This window comes from Kosmotoga arenicorallina S304 (genome assembly GCF_001636545.1).
Taxonomy (GTDB): domain Bacteria; phylum Thermotogota; class Thermotogae; order Petrotogales; family Kosmotogaceae; genus Kosmotoga_B; species Kosmotoga_B arenicorallina.
In genome coordinates this window covers 22161-42211 of sequence record NZ_JFHK01000022.1, presented here as the reverse complement: position 1 = coordinate 42211, position 20051 = coordinate 22161, and the positions used below count along the sequence as shown (strand labels likewise).

Below are 20051 nucleotides of genomic sequence, written 5' to 3'. Positions count from 1 at the left end.
GAGGTAATACGATGCAGTGGATAATAGAATTACCAGATGGGACGATAAAGGAATACGAAAAGCCCGTTTCTCCAGCCGATATCGCTGCTGATATTTCTTCGGGTCTGCTTAAAAGAACAATCGGGGCTGAAGTAAATGGTGAATTGTGGGATCTGAACAGGGAACTGCCAAAAAAGGCAAAATTGCGCCTTATTCTCGACAAGGATCCCGAAGCCTCTGTTTTTTACAGACACTCCTTTTCGCACATACTGGCTCAAGCAATGATGAGAATTTTTGGAGAAAGCAACGTAAAGCTGGCAATTGGCCCTGTAATCGAAGATGGGTTTTATTATGATTTCGACCTTGGAGATATAAAGCTCTCAGAAGATATTCTTCCGAAGATTGAAGCCGAAATGGAAAAGATTGTCAAAGAAAACCTCCCAATAGAGAGGTTTGAGCTGCCAAAAGCTGAGGCTTTAAATTTCATGAAAGAAAAGGGACAGATTTACAAAGTCGAATTAATAGAAGAACTTGATGATGAGATGATTTCTTTTTATAAGCAAGGAGAATTTGTTGATCTTTGTAAAGGTCCTCATATGCCATCAACAGGACGTGTGAAGTACTTCAAGCTACTTTCTGTTTCTGGCGCGTACTGGCGTGGCGATGAGAAAAACAAAATGCTTCAGAGGGTATATGGAACTGCTTTTACAAAAAAATCCAAACTTGAAGAACATCTAAAAATGCTTGAAGAAGCCAAAAAGAGAGACCACCGAAAACTCGGTCCACAACTCGGGCTTTTCAGCTTCTCCTATGAGTATGCTCCCGGTATGCCCCTATTTCATCCCAAAGGGACTACGGTGCTTAATGAGCTCATGAGTTTTTCCAGAGAAATGCACCTTCAAGATGGTTATCAAGAGGTAATAACTCCCCTTGTAATGAATATAGACCTATGGAAAAAGTCAGGCCACTGGGATCACTATCGGGACAATATGTACTTCACCGAAAAGGAAGAACAGGAATATGCTGTCAAACCCATGAACTGTCCCGGACATATATTAATATATAAGGCAAATTCCGTAAGTTATAAAGATCTTCCCATGAAATTTTTTGAATTTGGTAGAGTTCACCGATACGAAAGAAGTGGCGTGCTTCACGGAATTTTCAGGGTAAGAGGTTTTTTGCAGGACGATGCACATATATTCTGTACTAAGGAACAGATTGAGGATCAAATCAAGGGTGTTATTGCCTTTGTAGAAAAGATTTATAGCCCTTTTGGATTTAATTACAGGGCTGAGCTTAGCACCCGGCCGGAGGACTTTATGGGCGAAATCGAAATCTGGGATATTGCTACGGATGCTCTTAGAAATGCCCTCAAGTCAACTAAAATGGAATTCAAGGTAAACGAGGGTGATGGCGCTTTCTATGGTCCAAAAATTGATTTTCACGTTCGCGATTCATTAGGTCGTGAATGGCAGTGTGCGACTATTCAACTTGATTTTCTAATGCCCGAACGATTTAACCTCACATACATCGGTCCGGACAACCAGGAATACCGACCTGTGATGATACACAGGGCGATATACGGTTCTCTTGAGCGTTTCTTTGGAATTTTATTGGAGCATTATGCAGGAGCATTCCCAACATGGCTTGCCCCTATTCAGGTCAAAGTGATTCCCATAGCAGATAGGCATAATGGATACGCCAGAAAGGTGGCTGAAAAGCTTAGGAATGCAGGTGTAAGGGTTGAAGTTGATTCAAGGACTAAATCAACTAATTACAAAATCCGCGATGCACAGATGCAAAAGGTTCCATATATGGCTATTGTCGGAGACAAAGAGATTGATACCGAGACAGTATCAGTCAGGTTGAGATCCGGTGAAAATTTTTATGGCATAAAGCTAAATGCTTTTATCGCAAATATAATTGAGGAAATAAAGAAAAGGCAAAAAAGGTCAATTTTCAAATCTTAATGGGTCCCTGCCGCTGGCAGGGATTTATTTTTGTGTTTAGCCATTAGCAAATCCGATAGTATAATGTTAGGACAAAGGGGGAAAAGCCATGAACATTATAGATATCCTTCCTGTGGCTAGGGGCTTAAAAGAAGCGGACGTGCTAATGAAAAACTGCAGGATTGTCAATGTTTTCAGCGGTGAAATTGAGCAGGGAAACATCGCTTTATTTCGGAAAAGGATTGCTGGTATTGGAAATTACACAAAGGGAAAGGAAATTATTGACTTAAAGGGTGCTTATGTCGTTCCTGGATTGATTGACGCCCATCTTCATATAGAATCATCAATGGTTTCACCAATTGAATTTGCTCGTACTGTACTCCCGCGAGGCACTACAACTGCGATAGCCGATCCCCATGAAATCGCCAATGTTCTTGGGTTAGCTGGTGTGGAATATATGTTGCGCTCTACCGAAGGCATTCCTCTAAATTTGTATATCATGCTTCCTTCTTCCGTTCCAGCTACAGACAAAGAAACAAGCGGTGCTAACGTCTCCGTAATGGACATGATTGGATTTGTTGAGAAGCATCCAAGGGTTCTTGGACTTGGCGAAGTTATGAACTATCCGGCGGTAATAAGTGGTGACAGAGATGCCATAGCGAAAATTGAATTGTTCAGGCATAAATACAAAAAGATCGACGGCCATATTCCGGGAATAACTGGAAAGGACCTAAATGCTTATATTTGCGCCTTTATTCGTTCCGACCACGAATGTACCTCTGTCGAAGAGGCAAAGGAAAAATTGGCACGGGGAATGCATATTTTGATACGTGAAGGCAGTGTAGCAAGAAATCTCGATGCCTTGCTACCACTTATAAACAAACACAATTATCCCTTTATATCTTTTTGCACTGACGATAAACATCCGAACGATATCATAGCAGAAGGTCATATAGACTATATGGTCAGGAGAGCCATAGATTTCGGCATCGACCCCGTTACTGCTATCAGAATGGCTACCATAAACACCGCTATGCACTATAACTTAAGGTCGATGGGCGCAATTGCACCTGGTTATAAAGCTGATTTGCTTGTTGTTGATAATTTGAATGATTTCAAGGTGAATATGGTTTTCAAAGACTCTAAGCTTGTTGCAGTTGATGGAAAAATGATTGACGAAATCAAAAGGAAAATATATCCCGTTGAAAGATTGAACACCTTTTTGACTCCAAAACTGACCCTTGATGATCTCAGAGTTCCATCAATTCCTGGTAGGATGAGGGTTATTGAGCTTTTTGGCAATGAAGTTCTTACTGGCGAAAAATTTATGGAACCAAAAACTGGAAATGGAGAGGTGGTTGCTGACACCGAAAGGGATGTATTAAAAATTGCTTCGATTTCAAGATATAATAAGAAAAAATCAATTTCCGTAGCCTTTGCAACGGGATCAGGTTTGAAAAAAGGTGCTGTCGCAACTTCTGTTGGACACGATGCTCACAATATGAGTGTTTTAGGAACAAATGATGAAGACATGCTGGTTGCTGCAAACAGGGTGATAGATCTTGGCGGTGGGCTTGTCATTGCTTGTGATGAAAGAGTAATAGCGGAATTACCCCTTCCAATTGCCGGGCTAATGTCTGACCTTTCAAGCGAAGAAGTTGCTGAAAGGTTAGGAACATTAAAGAGAGTTCTGAAAGATCTTGGATGCACAATACCAGATCTCTTTATGACAATGTCCTTTATTCAGCTTGCAGTAATTCCTAAATTGAAATTGACAAATATGGGGCTTGTTGATGTTACAAAGAATCAGTTTGTGCCCCTTTTTGAGGGAAGGTGAAAAGCAGGTGAAGGCGTTAACTAATAGGGAAACAGTAATAGGCTCAAAAATCAGGAGAGTTGATGCTGTCCCAAAGGTTGATGGAAAAGCGAAATTTGTTGCTGACATTTATTTTGACAGGATGATATACTGCTACCTTGTGCTGGCAAAAAAAAGCCACGGGATTCTTAAAGCTATATATACCGATCAAGCACTAAAAGTACCAGGGGTTATTGGTGTGTACACACACATGGATGTGCCTGGTGAAAATCAGCTGGGTGAAGTCGTAAAGGATATGCCATGTCTTGTCCCGATAGGCGAAAAAATACGATATTACGGAGATGTTGTTGCGGTAGTGGCAGCAGAAACTTATGAAATCGCAAAAGAAGCTGCTGAAAAAGTACGGCTGGAAATTGTTGATTTACCTCCCGTTTTGACCATTGAAGAGTCCATTAAAGATAAAGTGAAAGTTCATGAACCAACGAATATCTCTATACACAAGAAGATAAGAAAGGGAAATGTTGAAAACGGCTTTAAGCGTTGCGACGAAATATTTGAAGGCGAATTTTATGCTCACTATCAAGAGCAGGCATATCTTGAACCTCAAGGTGTAATTGTTACTCCCGATATTGACTATGGCTTTACCGTTTACGGCACTATGCAGTGTCCTTATTACGTTCAGAATAGCGTTGCCAGAGTCCTGGCAATCCCGCTTAACAGAGTACGAGTTATACAGACGGAAACTGGTGGAGGCTTTGGTGGCAAAGAAGACGTCCCTTCATTTGTCGCCTCTTATGCAGCTGTGGCAGCCTATAATACTGGAAGGCCCGCTAAATTAATATATGATCGTGAGGTAGATATTCAAACGACCTCCAAACGCCATCCAATTAAATCTCATTATAAAATCGGGGTACGCAAAGACGGAAAATTGGAAGCTATGGAGATCGCCGCATATATGGATATGGGCGCATATGCCACCTTGTCTCCAATTGTTATGTTCCGAACCTTGGTTCATGCAGCCGGGAGTTATGAAATACCCGATGTCAAGGTTGACGTTTACGGTGTGTATACAAATAAGGTGCCACCGGGTGCTTTTAGAGGCTTTGGAAGCCCTCAGGTGCTTTTTGCCGTCGAGTCCATGATGGACGAAATCTCAAAGAAATTAGGCATAGATCCCATTGAATTAAGGCTCAAAAACACTTTGAGAGAAGGCAGCAAAACAGCAACCGACCATTTGTTACTCGAAAGCGTCGGAGCAGTTAAAACCCTCGAAAACCTTCGGGAGATTTCCAGATGGGAACAGTTAAAGAAAGAAGTGGAAACTTTCAACAACACTAATGAGAATAGAAAGCGCGGCATCGGCGTCTCCCATATTTTCTATGGAGTGAGCCTTGGCGCTGCCGGCCAGCACCTTGATGCTTCCGGATCTCATGTCCAGATTAATGCAGACGGCACTGTTGATGTTCGCATTGGCGGTACCGAAATGGGGCAGGGGGCGAAAACCGTTATTGCCATGATTGCCGCAGAAGAACTCGGGCAAGATGTGCAAAAAATCAACGTACACCAGCCTGATACGGCTTTTGTGCCAGATAGTGGTCCCACTGTTGCTTCGAGAACCACTGTTTACAGTGGAAATGCCACTCGTCTCGCCGCTTCGGAATTAAGGAAAAGGCTTATCAATGTGTTTTGTGAGCTCACAGGTTCTTCAACTGAAAACGTAGATTGGGGTAACGGTAAGTTCTATGACACCGTCTCGAATAAAGAGATGTCTTTTGATGAATTGGTTGAAGAGGCTTTCAGGAAAAATGTAAAACTCAACGAGACCGGCTGGTATGAAACACCAAGACTTGAATGGGATGCGGAGAGGGGAATAGGCGAAGCCTATGTAACCTATTCCTTTGCTTCCCAGATTGTGGTAGTTGAAGTCAATCTAAACACAGGACAGGCGAAAGTTATAAAAGCTTATACCAGCCATGACGTCGGGAAGGCGTTAAACCCGGAAGGCATTATAGGGCAGGTACAGGGCGGTTTCATTCAGGGCATGGGATACGCTCTTTATGAAGACTTAAAATTAAAAAACGGACAGATAATAACGGATAATTTCAACACTTATATCATCCCGACTATTCATGAAATACCGGAAGAACTCGTAATCGACATCGTCGAAGATCCCTTTTCTCGCGGCCCCTATGGAGCAAAAGGCATAGGTGAACCTTCTTTGATGCCAACACCAGCGGCAATTGCCAATGCCATTTCGAGAGCAATAGGAAAAAGGGTGACAAGAATACCGGCTACTCCAGAATATATATTGAAGCTAATCAAGGAGGATTAGAAAATGGAGAAATTCGTTCTAGGACCATCATTTGAAGAAATGCTTCATCCCGAAAAGATTGATCCAAAGATCAGAAAAAGAGCATGGGAAATGAGAACGGAAGATCCGCTGGATCCAATCAACTTCTTTAACATTTCCTGGCGAAACATTGATAATGAAGTTTATCATGTCGTGTTGCCAAAGGAACTCACAGGCGTAGACGCAAATATTATAGTATTATACGGCAAGGAGTTCCCAACTGGCAGCCATAAGGTTGGAGCAACATATTCAATTCTCATGGAAAAAGTGCTCAAAGGTGAGGTTGACCCTTCTTATCATACTCTTGTTTGGCCTTCTACCGGAAATTATGGAATAGGTGGAGCCTGGGTCGGATGCAGAATGAAATTTGACTCTGTCGTAATCCTTCCGGAAGAAATGTCCCGGGAAAGATTTGATATCATCGAAAGTTATGGCGCCAGAGTTATCGCCACACCTGGTTGCGAATCTAATGTTAAAGAAATATATGATAAAGCAAAGGAACTCAAAGCTGAGAACCCTGATAAGGTTAGAATACTCAACCAATTTTCAGAATTTGGCAATTACAGATTCCATTACTATGTAACTGGAAATACGATACTTGAACTCATTGACGAGCTGGGAATTGGTAACGGGAGAGTATCCGCCATTATTTCAGGTGTGGGTTCAGCGGGAACAATAGCCTGCGGCGATAGGGTAAAAGAGGTTTATCCGGATGTAAAGGTTGTTGCCCTTGAACCTATACAATGCCCAACGCTCTCACTAAATGGCTATGGTGGCCATGACATTCAGGGGATTGGAGATAAGCACGTTACCTGGATTCATAACGTGATGAATAACGATGCTGTGGTGGCTGTTGATGATATGGAATCGAAGAAAATGCTTCAAGTTCTAACAGATGAAGCGGGGAAGAAATTCTTGAAAGAATTCCTTCCTGAGAAAACAGTAGAATTTCTTTCTACTGTTTTTGGCATCTCAGGTGTTGCAAACGTTTTGGGAGCTATAAAAATGGCGAAGTATTATGGCATGACTGAAAAGGATAATATTGTTACCATTGCCACGGATAATATTGCTCGCTACCATTCTGTTATGGAACAAATGACAAAAACTTTCGGAAAACTCGACAGGTCAGAGGCAAAACATCGCTATGAGTCCATTTTTCTGGGCGCAAAAACCGATTGGATTTTTGAAGGCACAATGGAGAATCGCCAACGCTGGCACAACCTGAAATATTACACATGGGTTGAACAGCAGGGAAAGGACGTTGAGGAATTGAATTCGCAAAAAAGCATTGAATTTTGGAAAAGAGAAAGGCAGGAAGTCAATAAAATCGATTCTCTTCTACTTGATTATCGCTCGAAGTTCGGGTTATAAATTAAAGGCGGCTAAAGCCGCCTTTTTTACCTTAGAATCAGGGTGACCTTTTTTGCTGCTTTAAGCCTGTAAAGATTCTTTGTCCCGCCGGCCCTTGAAGCAACTTTCATTACGAGATCCGGATCAATAACCTTTGCTCCGCCTATCGCTTTCACAGTTTCAGGGTAAACTTCTGATACAAGTGGAGTTGAAGGCCCGAATACCACTACTCTATCTGTACTAACCGAATTCAGGATACTGTCTATTGTCCTGTTCATGAAGGTTGTTCCCGTAACGACAACGGCAGTGCATTCTCTAAGCTTCCACGGCATAGCCCAATCCGGCAAATAATCTTCACTTATATGCCTTTCGAAAATCAAGAGTTTTTCGACTTTTCCCCTTAACTGTGATGTTAATGGTTTAAAATCTCCGATAAATCCAACTGTATCACTTCTTTCGATTTTCAGGATTTCGAATATGTCTGACTCAGAATATTCTCTGTCGCTTAACTTGCTGCTTAATATTGCGTTTGCCGCAGCCAATGCAAGGCTTACGGTTATAGGATGGTATATTTTACCGAGCTCAAGAAATTTTGAGATAGGGCATGGTGTGCTGAAAAGCTCATCAAAGAGGGTACAACCAGAAGGTAGTTCATCCCTGAGAAGATGTGCCACGCCCACGTCTCCTGATGAGAGCCTGACTGCTGTCATTCCAGTGCCCACAACATAATCTATAACTGCCATATCATTTCCATATTTTGCGGCAATTTCAAGGACCCTATCGAAAATGCTATTCATAGGTTATTCCCCCTTCAGCAAGATTTTTCGAGTACAATAATCTCTGATTGAATTTATACAAGAACAGCAATGGAATAATCCCTATTAGTGAAGCTGCGCCAAAGAGATTCCATCGAGTGTAAAAGCTTCCTATCTCACCGGCATAGCTAAAAACTTTCAATGAAAAAGGCATGAGTTCACTTTTGTCGATGAAAACAAGAGGAAGGGTAAAGGCATTCCATGAACTCACAAGTACATAAACAAAAATCCCCGCAATTACAGGTAAGCTTAATGGCAAAACAATCTTGGAAAAATAAATGCCTTCAGTCATACCTTCGAGTTTTGCAACCTCTCTAAACTCTTCGGGAATCCTGGAAAAGAATGAACTCATCGTTATTACAGTAAGAGGAACAGCCTGACTTGCGACTACAATAGCAATTCCAATCAGGGAATTCAAAAGGTTTAGTTTGTTGAAAATCATATATAAAGGCAATAATGTGTGCATTCCTGTATAAATTCCTCCGAATAGGATAACTAGCATCATCAGTGATGTTCCTCTGTTCTTCCTGCGTGAGTAAAGGTAGCTGAATGGTAAAGCAGTAACAAAGAGTATAATAATGCTGTATAATGCTATTTTCAATGTGTTTAGTAAATTAAGCCAGAGTCCATGCTTAAAAAACACCGTGGAAAAATTCCCGAGAGTTAGTTTGGTAAATTCTGGCAAAACGCTATTTTTTTCTGAAAGCGCTAATAGCGCTATATAAATCAATATAGATAGGCTTATGACTCCCGGAATCCATTTCAATATTCCTTTAATCACCTTTGGAATTGAATAATTAAATACGGGTATTTTATACCTTAGCGATAATATTATGGCCGGAACAGCAAGAAAAGTCGCCGGATTAATACCTTTCCAGCCCCATAGATAGACAGAATAAATGCAAAGTCCGGCATCAGTTATTACAAGCAGCGCTGAAAGAAGCCTGAAAGCCTTTTTAAATTTTGGAATAAGTGCAATTGAGAAAAGGTAACCCATTGCGACTATAAAAGGCCACATCCCCAATCCGAGATAATAGCCAGCAAATAATTGAGAAGCAGCTGCAAGAAACATTATATAACGATGCCTTTTCGGAACCCTTGCCCTCGAACTCAAAGCAGCTATTAACCACAGAAACATTATAAGCCCAACAACAGCAGAATATGCTGAGAGCACACCATAGTCTTCTTCAATGCTAAATTTCCTGTAAAGTACTATTCCCAAAAATGAAGTAGATCCCACTATGGTCTGTGGAGTAAAGCCTCCAGGAAGGAGTGGACCATCGCCGCTAAGCAAAAATGCAGTCGAAAACCCCTTAAAGGCCCTTGCGAGTTGAAAAAAATAGTATGGTATTAGAAGATATCTGATTTGACCGAAAAGTATTCTTGAAAGAACACTGTCTCTGGCGCCATCGATTAACAACATACCTTCAACGTCTTCGGGGATGCTTTGAAGCATGGCGATAATTATCATTGTACTCATAGGTATAGATAGCCATACGCTCACCAAAAGGGTTGCAATAAAAGCGGCAGCAGGTTGAGTAGATATATTAACTGTGGTTCCAAAGAGCAAATTGCAAATCATATTGAAGATAGAATTGCTGCCGTATCCCTGTATAAAAGCCCTCCAGGCTGAGACGCTTATGAATGATGGCATGAACCACCCCAAGCCTATTAAGAGCAGGATGGCTCTGTTTGCCATAGATGTTTTACGCAGCGAAATTGCGAGGTAAAAGGAGATAATAAATTCCAGTGAAACTTTAAGAAAAGCCCAGAGAGAAGTTATCTGGAAAGACAATTTCAGACCATTATCCTGAAATACGAGTTTGTAATTATGGAGTCCAACAAATGCTGGAAAAGTATCAAAAATCCCGTATCTGAAAAAGGAAATCGAGAAAGCCCATATCAAAGGAAGAACAGTAACCAGTATTACAACTAACAAAAGCGGAAGGGCCATAAAAGTGGCCCTCCGTGAAAATATTGCAATCATGAAAAGAATCAACGCGGTGCCTAAAAAAAATCCTCCCATATTACCAATTCGAATTCACGTAATCTTGCGCACTTTTGAGTGCTTCATCCACCGAAAGACTACCTGAATAAACTGCTTGAAGTACAGTTTTCATGGTATTGAAATACAGAGACTGAAACTTCAAACCATTGAACATATATTGCCCTTCTTTGTATATATCATAAAGCTCCGAGAGCTCATCAGGAACTTTTGAAGTCCAGAGGGGAATCTTGTTGTATTCAATACAAAAATCAATGCTTTTAGAGTAAAGGAATTTGAGAAAGCCTATCGCAATATCTTTTTTCTCCTTGGTGAAAACTGCGAACCCTTTTGAGTCAATTACCGGTTTTACTTTTTTGCCATTAACTTCTGGAAAAGGAAGCATCTTAAAATCGATGCCAGCCTCTTCAAAATCTTTCGCAAGATAACTACCCTGTATCAGCAGAGCTATTTTCCCGTCTTCAAAAGAGTTCACAAGAGCTCCACGGTTCATTCTCACAAAGGTTCCACTGTCAAAAAGGCTTTTTATATATTCAATGCCCTCTCCAATCTCTGAGGAATCAAAAATAGGTTTCCCTTCCTCATTCTTAAGATTACCAAATGCCGTCAGGAAGGGATAAAAAATATAAGGGGACATAAAATCCCACGCGGCAGGAATTATATTACTACCAGCAAATTTTTCCGCGATTTCCTCAATATCCTCTATACCATAACCTGCGTCAAAAGAAATTCCTTGACCTTGCAGGAGAGCTTGATTTGCAAAAACTACCTGAACATCTGCATAATATGGTATAGCAAATACCGTGCTATCGAAAGAATAAGGTCCCAGGCATTCTCTATCAAAGCTCCCTATCAATTCTATATCCTTGCTATCAAGTTTCGTCAAAAATCCTGATTTTGATAACCGTTCAATATAAACATCCTTTACCATGGAAATATCCGGTAAATTTCCTGTTCTTAAAGCGGTGAATAATTTGTCGTCCAATTTAGGGACATTTAAGATCTTCACTTCTATACCTGTTTCTTGTGTGTATAATTTTGCGACCTCGCTGAAAAATTCTTCGCCTTCCCAGCTTATCCAAAGGGTAAGGCTGGTTGTAAAGAAAACACTGGAAGCGACCAAAGCAAATATTAATACTATACCCTTTTTCAACGCTAAACCTCCTCTTTGAGAATCTCAAAAAAGAGCTCTTCGCTGTTGAAGGGAGCTTTTCTAAGACGCACTCCTGTGGCATCATAAATTGCGTTAGCAATTGCGGGAATGGGAGTATCTATACCTATTTCGGCAATACTTTTTGCTCCAAAAGGTCCTGTTGGCTCATAACTATCTACTAAACCGCATTCGAGTTTCCCATAATCCATACGTGCCGGGATCTTGTAGGTGAAGAAATCATTCGTAAGCATCCTTCCGTCTTTCCCGTAAATAACATCTTCAAATAAAGCCCATCCTATTCCCTGCATCGTTGCACCTTCAAGCTGCCCTAATGCCTGCACTGGATTTAAGGGAGTACCGCAATCGGCATAAGAAACGAATTTCACAAGTTCAATTTTACCGGTTTCAAGATCAACTTCAACCTCTGCAAAAGACGCAAGGAATGGTGGTGGCGACTCTTCACCAACATAGGAAGCGGTCGCTGCAATTTGCTCCTGTTCAAAGGTGTAAAAAAGCTTTGTGCCCAGCTCTTCGTAAGTTACTTCGCGACCGGTTTTTGTAGATACTACCTTTGCATTTTCCACCATTAAATTTTCCCTGGGTTCTTCAAGATAAACAGAAGCCTTCTCTAAAATTTTTTCTTTGACCATTTCGGCTGCTTTCCTAACTGCATTTCCAGAAACATAAGTAGTGCTTGATGCGTAAGCACCCGTATCAAAGGGAGTTAAATCGGTATCAGAAGAGTATACTTTGATCTTATCATAACTAACCTGCAAAACCTCGGCGGCTATCTGTGCCATTATCGTATCGCTACCTGTTCCAAGGTCCGTTGCACCGAGAAGCAAATTGAAAGAGCCGTCTTCGTTCATTTTAATCGTCGCAGCACCCATATCGATTTTCGCAATACCTGAACCCTGCATGGCAATGGCACAACCGACACCCCTAACTTTACTGCCATTTTTCAACCTCTTCCCATACTTTTCGTTCCATCCAATTGCCGCTTTGCCTTTATCTATGCATTCCTGCAACTTACAACTGCGAACTATTTGATCCACTCCTTCTCTACCCTCTCCCATAATTCTGAATATCGGCGAGCTTTCTCCTTCTCTAATAGAATTCTTTTCCTTTACATCAAGGGGATCAAGCCCCAATTCGCGTGCAAGTTCATCTATGGTGCAGTCAAGGGCAAACAAACCCTGAGGAGCACCATAACCTCTGTAAGCACCTGCAGATGGAAGATTTGTATAGACAACGTTTCCAGAAAACCTTACTGCTTCGACTTTGTTGTATAAAGGAAGGGTTTTCGATCCCGCAACCATAAATGTCGTCAGTGCGTGCTCTCCATAAGCACCGGTATTGGAAAGCCCCTCCATGTCTATGACTTTTATTTCGCCATTGGAAGTTGCGCCGACTGTAACTGTGTATTTCATCTCATGTCGAATGTTTGTAGCCATTGACACTTCTGATCTATCCAGAACCATCCTTGCAGGTCTTCTTGTTTTTAAAGTAACAGCGACCACATATGGTTCAAGGTGAATGGCCTGTTTTCCTCCAAAACCTCCCCCAATACGTGGTTTTATTACTCTTATATCACCTATAGGAATGTTGAACAGCCTGCTTAAAATCCTTCTAGCGTGGAAAGGTACCTGGGTGGAGCTTATAACAGTCAGCTTCCCGTTTGGATCAAAATAGCTTATAGAAGCATGGGGCTCCATCATTGCATGAAGCTGAGTCTTCGTATGGTAAGTCCTTGTAATTACTTTATCGCAGCTTTTTAGCGTTTCATCAATATTGCCGATTTCCATTTCGAAATGTGCCGCTATATTTCTTGATGCATCATGAATCCCAACCGCTTCCGGTTCATCGTGTATTATTGGAGCATTCTCGCTTATTGCTTGCTCAAAATCCAGAACTGCATCTAAGACTTCGTATTCGACCTTAACGGCTTTGACAGCAAGTTTCGCAGCTCTTTCCGTTTCAGCGGCAACAATCGCAACTGGATCACCGACGTATCGGACTTTTTTATCAAGCACAAAGGTATCATATGGCGATGGCTCGGGATATCCCTGCCCAGCACGTGTAAAGGGGATACGGGGAAGATCTTTGTATGTTAGGATCGTTACAACACCCGGAATTTTCAGCGCTTGAGAAGTATCAATGTTCTTAATAATAGCATGCGCATGAGAACTTCTAACCAATCTTACATAAAGAGCACCTGGAACATCAAAATCGTTTGTATAAACAGGTTGTCCTGTTACAAGGGAAATACCGTCTACTTTTTTTACACTCTTGTTTACTGCATTAAAACATTTCAGTTCTTTAGTATTCAACGCGTCAGTCATTGGAAAGGCCTCCTCTCTTGTGAGTTATGTTGAGGATAGCCCTGATTTGTGACTCATAGCCAGTGCAACGGCAAAGATTCCCGTTTAGAGCTTCTCGAATCTCCTCTTCCGTCGGTTCTGGATTCTCTTCAAGAAGGGCCTTTGCGGTTAAGGCGAAACCAGGTATACAGAAGCCGCATTGCGCGCCCCCTGTTTCAAGAAGGGATTCCTGGATAGGATGCAAAATTCCGTCTTTTTCAAGGGATTCAACAGTTTCGATTTTATGTCCGGTAGCCCTGGCAGCGAAAGTTGTACAGGAAAGTATCGGTTTCCCATCCAGAAGAACTGTGCAATTTCCACAGCTGGCGTTATCGCAGCTCCTTCTCACGCTCTTGTACCCCAATCGCCTGAGCACGTCAAGGAGCATTTCCCCCGGATTAATTTCAACAGAGTGAACTCTTCCATTAACAGTTAACTCAAGCATCATAGTACCATCTCCTTTATATCAAGCAACGCCCGCTCAACAAAAATAGATGCGAGATGCTGTCTGTATTCGGCTGATCCCATCAAATTGGAGCCACCCTCATAATTTTCGAAAGTCAGATTTCTGGCTATGGAAGCAGTCGTATTGTCCAGCTTCAAACCACGGATACCCTTTTCCACAGGAGAGAACCTTTCGGGAAATTGAGGTCGTGAGCCAATAACTATTCGCGCATCTTCAATGATATCTCCCTGTAATTTCAAGCCGACGGCAACGTTGATAATTGCAATATCAAAAGTAGATTTTGAAAATTTCTTGAAGGAATAGGAATACCCGTCGCCTGAAAAAACGATATTTGTTATCAAAGGCTTCTCCGCTTTCGGAATGTGGTTGAATTCATCAATGGATATGTTCCGGAATCCCTGCTTATCATAAACGATTAGACGTGCATTACTTGCAATCAAGCATGCTGTTACATCTGACCAGCCAAGTTTTGGGGCAACAGAACCTCCCAACGTTGCCATATTTCGCAACTGCCAGCTTGCAACTTTTGAGAAGGCATTAAAGAAAAAATCTCCGAAATGTTTACGCACCAGTTCATTTCTCCGAAAATCTTCAATGGTTACCATAGCGCCTGCTATCAAATTGTCATCCTTTTCGGTAATTGTATCTAACCCGACGTTTTCAAGGTCGATGATTCTTTCAATAGATGATGATTTCATCAATGCAACGGTAGTTCCACCTGCGAGGAAAACAGAATGTGCTCTGTCCTCGTTAAACAGTTCAAATGCTTCCTGAACAGTGGTAGGTTTGAAATATTCCTTAACATTCACAAGCATTACAACACCTTCTTCCTCAAAGAGTTAAAGGTATCCCTTAAAAGATTTTTTATAACTTCTTTTCTGTACCATGCTGAAGCCCTTACATCATCGATTGGCGAAATGTATTCCATACAAAGCTCAATAAATTCGTCCATAACAGCTATATTCCCGTTATTTCTTTCAAAATAACGTTCCGCTTTGTAGGCCCTTACCACTGTGGGGGCTACGGAACCAAAAGCTATCCTGAGATTATTATCTTTCACCAGCAACCCGATTGAAGCAATTGCAATAGCCATGGCTGTTCTCTGACCAACTTTGTAAAACAGCGGATACCAACTTCCACTCTTTTCAAATTCCACAGCCCTCACAAATTCACCTATAGAAAGCGCTGTCTTGCCGGGTCCTTTTATGAATTCCTCTATGGGAAGCTTGTATTCTCCCTTTGGACCACTTATTACTACTCTTGCATTTGACAAATAGAGCGGAATAATGGAATCACCTGCTGGCGAAGCATTGACAATATTCCCTACGATTGTCCCCCGGTTTCTTATCTGCGGAGAGCCAATTTCTCTTAACGCCATAAGCATTATAGGGGAATGCTCCTTTAATATCTCAGAACTTAACGCTGCCGAATGCGTAACCTTGCAGCCAATGTAAATGCGGTCGCCTTTATCTATTATTTCATCCATTCCTCTAACTTTCGATAAGCTAATAATTTTTTCAGGCTTTATCTTTCCGGCTCTTATACGGACAAGAATATCCGTACCGCCAGCCATTATTTTGGCATTCTCACTCATCAACAAAGTAAGGAGCTCATCCTCTGATTCAGGCATCAGGACATCAAAGCTCACCACTACACCCCCTTCTTCTCTACATTTTTCCTTCTTTCAGATATTATTTCAGCGGCGATAGCCACAGCAATTTCCCCTGGAGATTTTGCACCGATATCAAGCCCGATGGGAGTTCGGATTTTTTCCCAATCCTCTTCGCCAAAACCCTCTAAAATAAAGCGCTCTTTAAGTTCTGTGTTTTTCTTCTCAGAACCAATCATACCAATATAGCGCGGTTTTTTTTCAAAGCACACTTTCAGCGCTTCAAGATCCCTGATATGCCCTCTGGTAACTATTACGCAAAAATCTATCGGCTTTATTTCTGGAAAGCCTTCCATTTTATTATAGTCAACCTTGTAAGTTCTCGCGCCTTTGATTTTAGACAAAAACACTTCGTCATCGTCAATCACAGTGCAGTTTAACCCGGCCACTTCAAAAACCTTAAGTAACAACGGGGTAATATTACCCGCTCCAAAAATATGTACTTTCGGCCCTTCACCCTGATACATGAAAAACACCTCGGTCCTTTCACCACATGTAGCGCCATGTTTACCCGCATCAGCCCTGAATTCGATAAAGCGTTCAAGGAAAGATTCGCCGCTAAATAAAGCTCTTTTTAGATTTTTCAGCAAAAATTCACCAAAAGCCCCTTCAAATTTTCCGAAAGTTCTGCCATTTTCATCCATAGCGTAAAGCTCACCGGATTTTCGGAAGCTCGATGATTTTGCAGAAACCACAATTGCGAGAACATATTCCCCGCTATATGGAAGTTTTTCAATCAAGTTTTTTAAGGTTGTCAAGTAATTTTTCAGCCTCCTCAATGTCCCCGGGGGTATCAATATCAAATGTATTGCGCCAGCATCCTTGGAGGTATTTCACTTTCACCTCTTTGGTAGCGATGAGCTGTTTTATCCCCTTATCTCCCCTTAATTTCAAAAGCCTGTCAAAATACTTCCCGGGTACATAAGTTGGAAATCCCTTTACTTCATTATAGCTATATGCAATAATGCAGTCAGGATAATCCTGAACAGCCCTAAACAAACTCTCAAGATCCTCTCTGGTGATAAAAGGCATATCGCCAAGTGAGATGAAAAGACCCTTTTGTTTTCGAGATATGGCTTCCTTTGTCGCCAGTACAAGACTCGTTGACAACCCTTTCTGATAATCATCGTTTATAATGATATTGATATTCTGGCACTCAACATCTTTTACGGGAAAATCCGGATTCACCACAAGCAATTTTTCGCCAAAATCTTCAATACAAAATTCATCTAGAACATAAGAAATCAAGGATTTCCCCATTAGTGGTGAATACAGTTTGTTGCCACCAAATCTTTTCGAACCGCCAGCAGCAAGAATTACAATGGCAATTTCTTCTCTATTCATCGCCTTTTAATTTTTCAGCCGCGATTTCCACAGCATCGATTATCTTATAATAGCCAGTACATCTGCATAGATTTCCTTCGAGTGCTTTTTTTATCTCTTCACGCGTGGGTGAAGGATTGTTGTCCAGCAACACTTTGGTTGATATAACCATACCCGGGGTACAGAAACCACATTGAATAGCACCGGCCTCTACGAAGGCTTCCTGAATAGGATGCAGTTTACCATCCGGTCCTTTCAAGCCTTCAATAGTCCATACTTCTTTACCATCGAGTTCGGCAGCCAGCATTAAACAGGAATGTACATTCAGTCCATTTACAATAATTGTGCATGCACCGCATTCACCTTCACCACAGGCTTCTTTGGGACCTGTTAATCCCAATTCATCGCGCAAAAAATCGAGTACACGCATATCAGGCCGGACATCGTACTCAACTTTTTTGCCATTTAAAGTGAACTCAACAATCACTACCTATCGCCTCCCTGACTTTGTCCAAATTTGCAGGTACTTTTTTAAGAGGCTTAAGCATTTTTTGTGGGGCTTTGAGGTCTTTCAGGCCGTTGCCTGTTACCACAATGACTATCCGTGATGAAGAGGATAAACGCCCCTGGCTATGAAGCTTCTTAAAACCTGCAAAGGCTGTCGCGCCTGCTGGCTCAGCAAAGACTCCTGTTGCCCGTGCCAGTTCAATTATACTATTCAATATATCTTCATCTGAAACCCTTACAAAGAGACCCTTGTTTCTTTTTGTGTAAACGCATGCCTTCAAAAAATCGCGGGGTTTTCCGACAGAAATGCTATCAGCAACGCTAAAAGCCTCTATATCCTCTGGTTCGAAAGGCTCTCCTTTTTCATAGGCTCTTATTATCGCATCAGCTCCCTCTGCCTGCACCCCAACAATAATTGGAATTTCATCAATTAAACCGGCTTCTTTTAGATCCAGGAATCCCTTATGAAAACTGCTCAGTACAGTTCCATCACCAACAGACACAAAAACAAAATCAGGCAAAGCCCAATTCATTTGAACAGCAATTTCTAGCGCGCCAGTTTTTTTGCCTTCGAGCAGGTATGGATTTATCGCACTATTCCGACAATACCAATTATTTTCAAAGCCTACTTTCATCGAAATGTCAAAGGCTTCATCATAACTTCCGTCAATCGGGATTACCCTTGCGCCATAAACCTGCAACTGGGTCAATTTTGCAACAGGAGCCGAGGCCGGGACAAAAATATAACTCTTCAATCCTGAAGCAGCGCATAATCCTGACAATGAGCTTGCAGCATTTCCGGTAGATGCGCAAAAAAGCGTATCATAACCTTTTTCGACGGCTCTTGCAACTGCTACCGCGCTAGCCCGGTCTTTAAAAGAAGCTGTGGGGTTTCTTCCATCGTCTTTTATAAATAACTCACCAACTCCGTATTTTTCAGATAATTTCCTGGATTTGTATAAAGGTGTATTCCCAACGAGAAGAGGTGGTTTCCACCCATTTTCACTCACAGGCAAGAGTGCTTCAAATTGCCATATCCCCTTTGGCGAAAATTTTTCAAAACGCTCTCTCTTAACAGCTTTTTTCAAATATCCCCGGTCGTAAATGACTTCAAGCGTTCCCAATCTGTCGCCGCAATGCGGGCATGTGTATTCTATCTCTGAAGGGCAATATTCTCTGCCACAATGGAGGCAACGCAGTAGGAACTTTTTCATTCCAGTACACCTCCGATTGCCTTAACTGGGCAACGGCTCTGACATAACCCACACCCAAAACATTCTTCCTGATTTACGGCAACAGCATTATTTTCGATTGTCAAAGCGAAATACGGGCATATATCCACACAGAGACCACAGAGGGTACATTTTTCTTTGTCAATAACCGGAAGCCTTCTTTTGAAAGAAGCTTTACTATTCGAATCTTTGGCTATCCCAACTATTTCTCCCGCGGTCTGTGCACCAATTTTCTTAAGCTTTTCCGGAAGTTCATCTACTATTCGTTTATATACGCTTTTTCCTCTTATCAATGCCGCTGATAGAAGTTGAACCGCTGCTGCGCCAGCCATCAAGAATTCAATGACATCTTGAGCACTTGATATGCCGCCTACTCCAATAACGGGCAATGATGTGGCTTTGGCTACTCGCTTAACCATTGCAAGTGAAAGTGGCTTGATCACTGGACCGCTTATCCACCCAAAACCATCTTTGCTGCCCAGAAAAGATTTTCTTGCGTTCCTATCCAGAGGATATGCAGGGCCAAGGGAGTTCATAATGACAATACCGTCTCCACCAGCATCTTCTATAGTTTTAGCCATGCCCTCCGGGTCTGGTACTGACGGGTCAAATTTCAAGAATACGGGTTTATCTGTGTGAATCTTGACCGCTTTTATCAATTGTTTCATCAATTTCGGATCATCGGCTACATAATGTGTGGATAACTCAAACCCATCTGCAAATCTGTCAAATCTCGGGACTAAAAGATTAAGGTCGTCAGGCGTATAACCTAAACTCACTATCAGAGGAATGTTGCTTTTGGCACGATACGCCGGTAAAAACTCGCTTTCCCACTTTTCCGGCGGGAACTCTGTCCAGAGTTCCGTGTTCATAACATAGTTATTTCCCGCTATTATGCAGGGTCTTGGGACTTCTGCCGCTTTTGAAGAAATGGTCTTGGTAACCATTCCCCCTACGCCTAACCTTTCCAGGGCAAGCATTTTTTTATCATCTCCTGTAAGTGGCCCGGAAGCAGGCATAACGGGATTTTTCAGTTTTATTCCAGCAATTTCCACACTCAAATCCATACTCATACCC

16 protein-coding genes are annotated in these 20051 nt (G+C 41.8%); 4 read left to right on the top strand and 12 right to left on the bottom strand.

From position 1 onward, the window contains the following. Positions 1–11 precede the first annotated feature (11 nt). From thrS to AT15_RS08770, 4 genes are all read left to right on the top strand, one after another. Entirely contained in the window at positions 12–1949 is a 1938-nt protein-coding gene (thrS, locus tag AT15_RS08785) for a threonine--tRNA ligase (protein WP_068348557.1), read from the top strand. 88 nt (positions 1950–2037) lie between these two features. Next, positions 2038–3765, top strand: coding sequence for an adenine deaminase (ade, locus tag AT15_RS08780; RefSeq protein ID WP_068348554.1), 1728 nt, complete (start codon positions 2038–2040; stop codon positions 3763–3765). Then, positions 3722–6076, top strand: coding sequence for a xanthine dehydrogenase family protein molybdopterin-binding subunit (locus AT15_RS08775; protein WP_084251677.1), 2355 nt, complete (start codon positions 3722–3724; stop codon positions 6074–6076). Before ade ends, AT15_RS08775 begins: the two co-directional genes overlap by 44 nt. Before the next feature lie 3 nt (positions 6077–6079). Continuing rightward, entirely contained in the window at positions 6080–7465 is a 1386-nt protein-coding gene (locus tag AT15_RS08770) for a PLP-dependent cysteine synthase family protein (RefSeq protein ID WP_068348551.1), read from the top strand. Between the two features lie 26 nt (positions 7466–7491). Here the strand turns inward: AT15_RS08770 and AT15_RS08765 are convergent, their stop codons facing one another. The 12 genes from AT15_RS08765 to AT15_RS08710 form a co-directional block, all read right to left on the bottom strand. Next, a complete protein-coding gene (locus AT15_RS08765; RefSeq protein WP_068348548.1) occupies positions 7492–8241 on the bottom strand; it encodes a Rossmann-like domain-containing protein in 750 nt (249 codons plus the stop codon). Next, positions 8234–10213: an ABC transporter permease gene (locus AT15_RS08760; RefSeq protein WP_084251675.1), complete on the bottom strand. Its 1980-nt coding sequence runs from the start codon at positions 10211–10213 to the stop codon at positions 8234–8236. The genes AT15_RS08765 and AT15_RS08760 overlap by 8 nt, the downstream gene beginning before the upstream one ends. Before the next feature lie 73 nt (positions 10214–10286). Next, a complete protein-coding gene (locus AT15_RS08755; protein ID WP_068348543.1) occupies positions 10287–11417 on the bottom strand; it encodes a sugar ABC transporter substrate-binding protein in 1131 nt (376 codons plus the stop codon). A gap of 2 nt (positions 11418–11419) precedes the next feature. Then, the gene (locus AT15_RS08750; protein ID WP_068348540.1) at positions 11420–13759 is read right to left on the bottom strand and encodes a xanthine dehydrogenase family protein molybdopterin-binding subunit; all 2340 of its coding nucleotides are present in this window, start codon (positions 13757–13759) and stop codon (positions 11420–11422) included. After that, a complete protein-coding gene (locus AT15_RS08745; RefSeq protein WP_068348537.1) occupies positions 13752–14225 on the bottom strand; it encodes a (2Fe-2S)-binding protein in 474 nt (157 codons plus the stop codon). Before AT15_RS08745 ends, AT15_RS08750 begins: the two co-directional genes overlap by 8 nt. Beyond that, on the bottom strand, positions 14222–15058 hold the full coding sequence (locus AT15_RS08740; protein WP_068348535.1) for an FAD binding domain-containing protein: 837 nt from the start codon (positions 15056–15058) through the stop codon (positions 14222–14224). Before AT15_RS08740 ends, AT15_RS08745 begins: the two co-directional genes overlap by 4 nt. Further along, positions 15058–15891, bottom strand: coding sequence for an FAD binding domain-containing protein (locus AT15_RS08735; RefSeq protein WP_068348532.1), 834 nt, complete (start codon positions 15889–15891; stop codon positions 15058–15060). Before AT15_RS08735 ends, AT15_RS08740 begins: the two co-directional genes overlap by 1 nt. 2 nt (positions 15892–15893) lie before the next feature. Further along, positions 15894–16670: an XdhC family protein gene (locus AT15_RS08730; RefSeq protein ID WP_068348529.1), complete on the bottom strand. Its 777-nt coding sequence runs from the start codon at positions 16668–16670 to the stop codon at positions 15894–15896. After that, positions 16645–17256 (bottom strand): nucleotidyltransferase family protein, encoded by a 612-nt coding sequence (locus AT15_RS08725; protein ID WP_068348526.1) that lies wholly within the window; start codon positions 17254–17256, stop codon positions 16645–16647. The genes AT15_RS08730 and AT15_RS08725 overlap by 26 nt, the downstream gene beginning before the upstream one ends. Then, entirely contained in the window at positions 17249–17722 is a 474-nt protein-coding gene (locus AT15_RS08720) for a (2Fe-2S)-binding protein (protein ID WP_068348523.1), read from the bottom strand. The genes AT15_RS08725 and AT15_RS08720 overlap by 8 nt, the downstream gene beginning before the upstream one ends. After that, on the bottom strand, positions 17712–18956 hold the full coding sequence (gene thrC, locus AT15_RS08715) for a threonine synthase (RefSeq protein ID WP_068348521.1): 1245 nt from the start codon (positions 18954–18956) through the stop codon (positions 17712–17714). Before thrC ends, AT15_RS08720 begins: the two co-directional genes overlap by 11 nt. Beyond that, the gene (locus AT15_RS08710; protein ID WP_068348518.1) at positions 18953–20041 is read right to left on the bottom strand and encodes a 4Fe-4S binding protein; all 1089 of its coding nucleotides are present in this window, start codon (positions 20039–20041) and stop codon (positions 18953–18955) included. Before AT15_RS08710 ends, thrC begins: the two co-directional genes overlap by 4 nt. Positions 20042–20051: the final 10 nt, after the last annotated feature.

Coding starts and splice junctions, on each gene's coding strand:
- thrS (WP_068348557.1), top strand. CDS start 12: ATGCAGTGGATAATAGAATTACCAGATGGGACGATAAAGGAATACGAA.
- ade (WP_068348554.1), top strand. CDS start 2,038: ATGAACATTATAGATATCCTTCCTGTGGCTAGGGGCTTAAAAGAAGCG.
- AT15_RS08775 (WP_084251677.1), top strand. CDS start 3,722: ATGTTACAAAGAATCAGTTTGTGCCCCTTTTTGAGGGAAGGTGAAAAG.
- AT15_RS08770 (WP_068348551.1), top strand. CDS start 6,080: ATGGAGAAATTCGTTCTAGGACCATCATTTGAAGAAATGCTTCATCCC.
- AT15_RS08765 (WP_068348548.1), bottom strand. CDS start 8,241: ATGAATAGCATTTTCGATAGGGTCCTTGAAATTGCCGCAAAATATGGA.
- AT15_RS08760 (WP_084251675.1), bottom strand. CDS start 10,213: ATGGCCCTTCCGCTTTTGTTAGTTGTAATACTGGTTACTGTTCTTCCT.
- AT15_RS08750 (WP_068348540.1), bottom strand. CDS start 13,759: ATGACTGACGCGTTGAATACTAAAGAACTGAAATGTTTTAATGCAGTA.
- AT15_RS08745 (WP_068348537.1), bottom strand. CDS start 14,225: ATGATGCTTGAGTTAACTGTTAATGGAAGAGTTCACTCTGTTGAAATT.
- AT15_RS08740 (WP_068348535.1), bottom strand. CDS start 15,058: ATGCTTGTGAATGTTAAGGAATATTTCAAACCTACCACTGTTCAGGAA.
- AT15_RS08725 (WP_068348526.1), bottom strand. CDS start 17,256: ATGAATAGAGAAGAAATTGCCATTGTAATTCTTGCTGCTGGCGGTTCG.
- thrC (WP_068348521.1), bottom strand. CDS start 18,956: ATGAAAAAGTTCCTACTGCGTTGCCTCCATTGTGGCAGAGAATATTGC.
- AT15_RS08710 (WP_068348518.1), bottom strand. CDS start 20,041: ATGGATTTGAGTGTGGAAATTGCTGGAATAAAACTGAAAAATCCCGTT.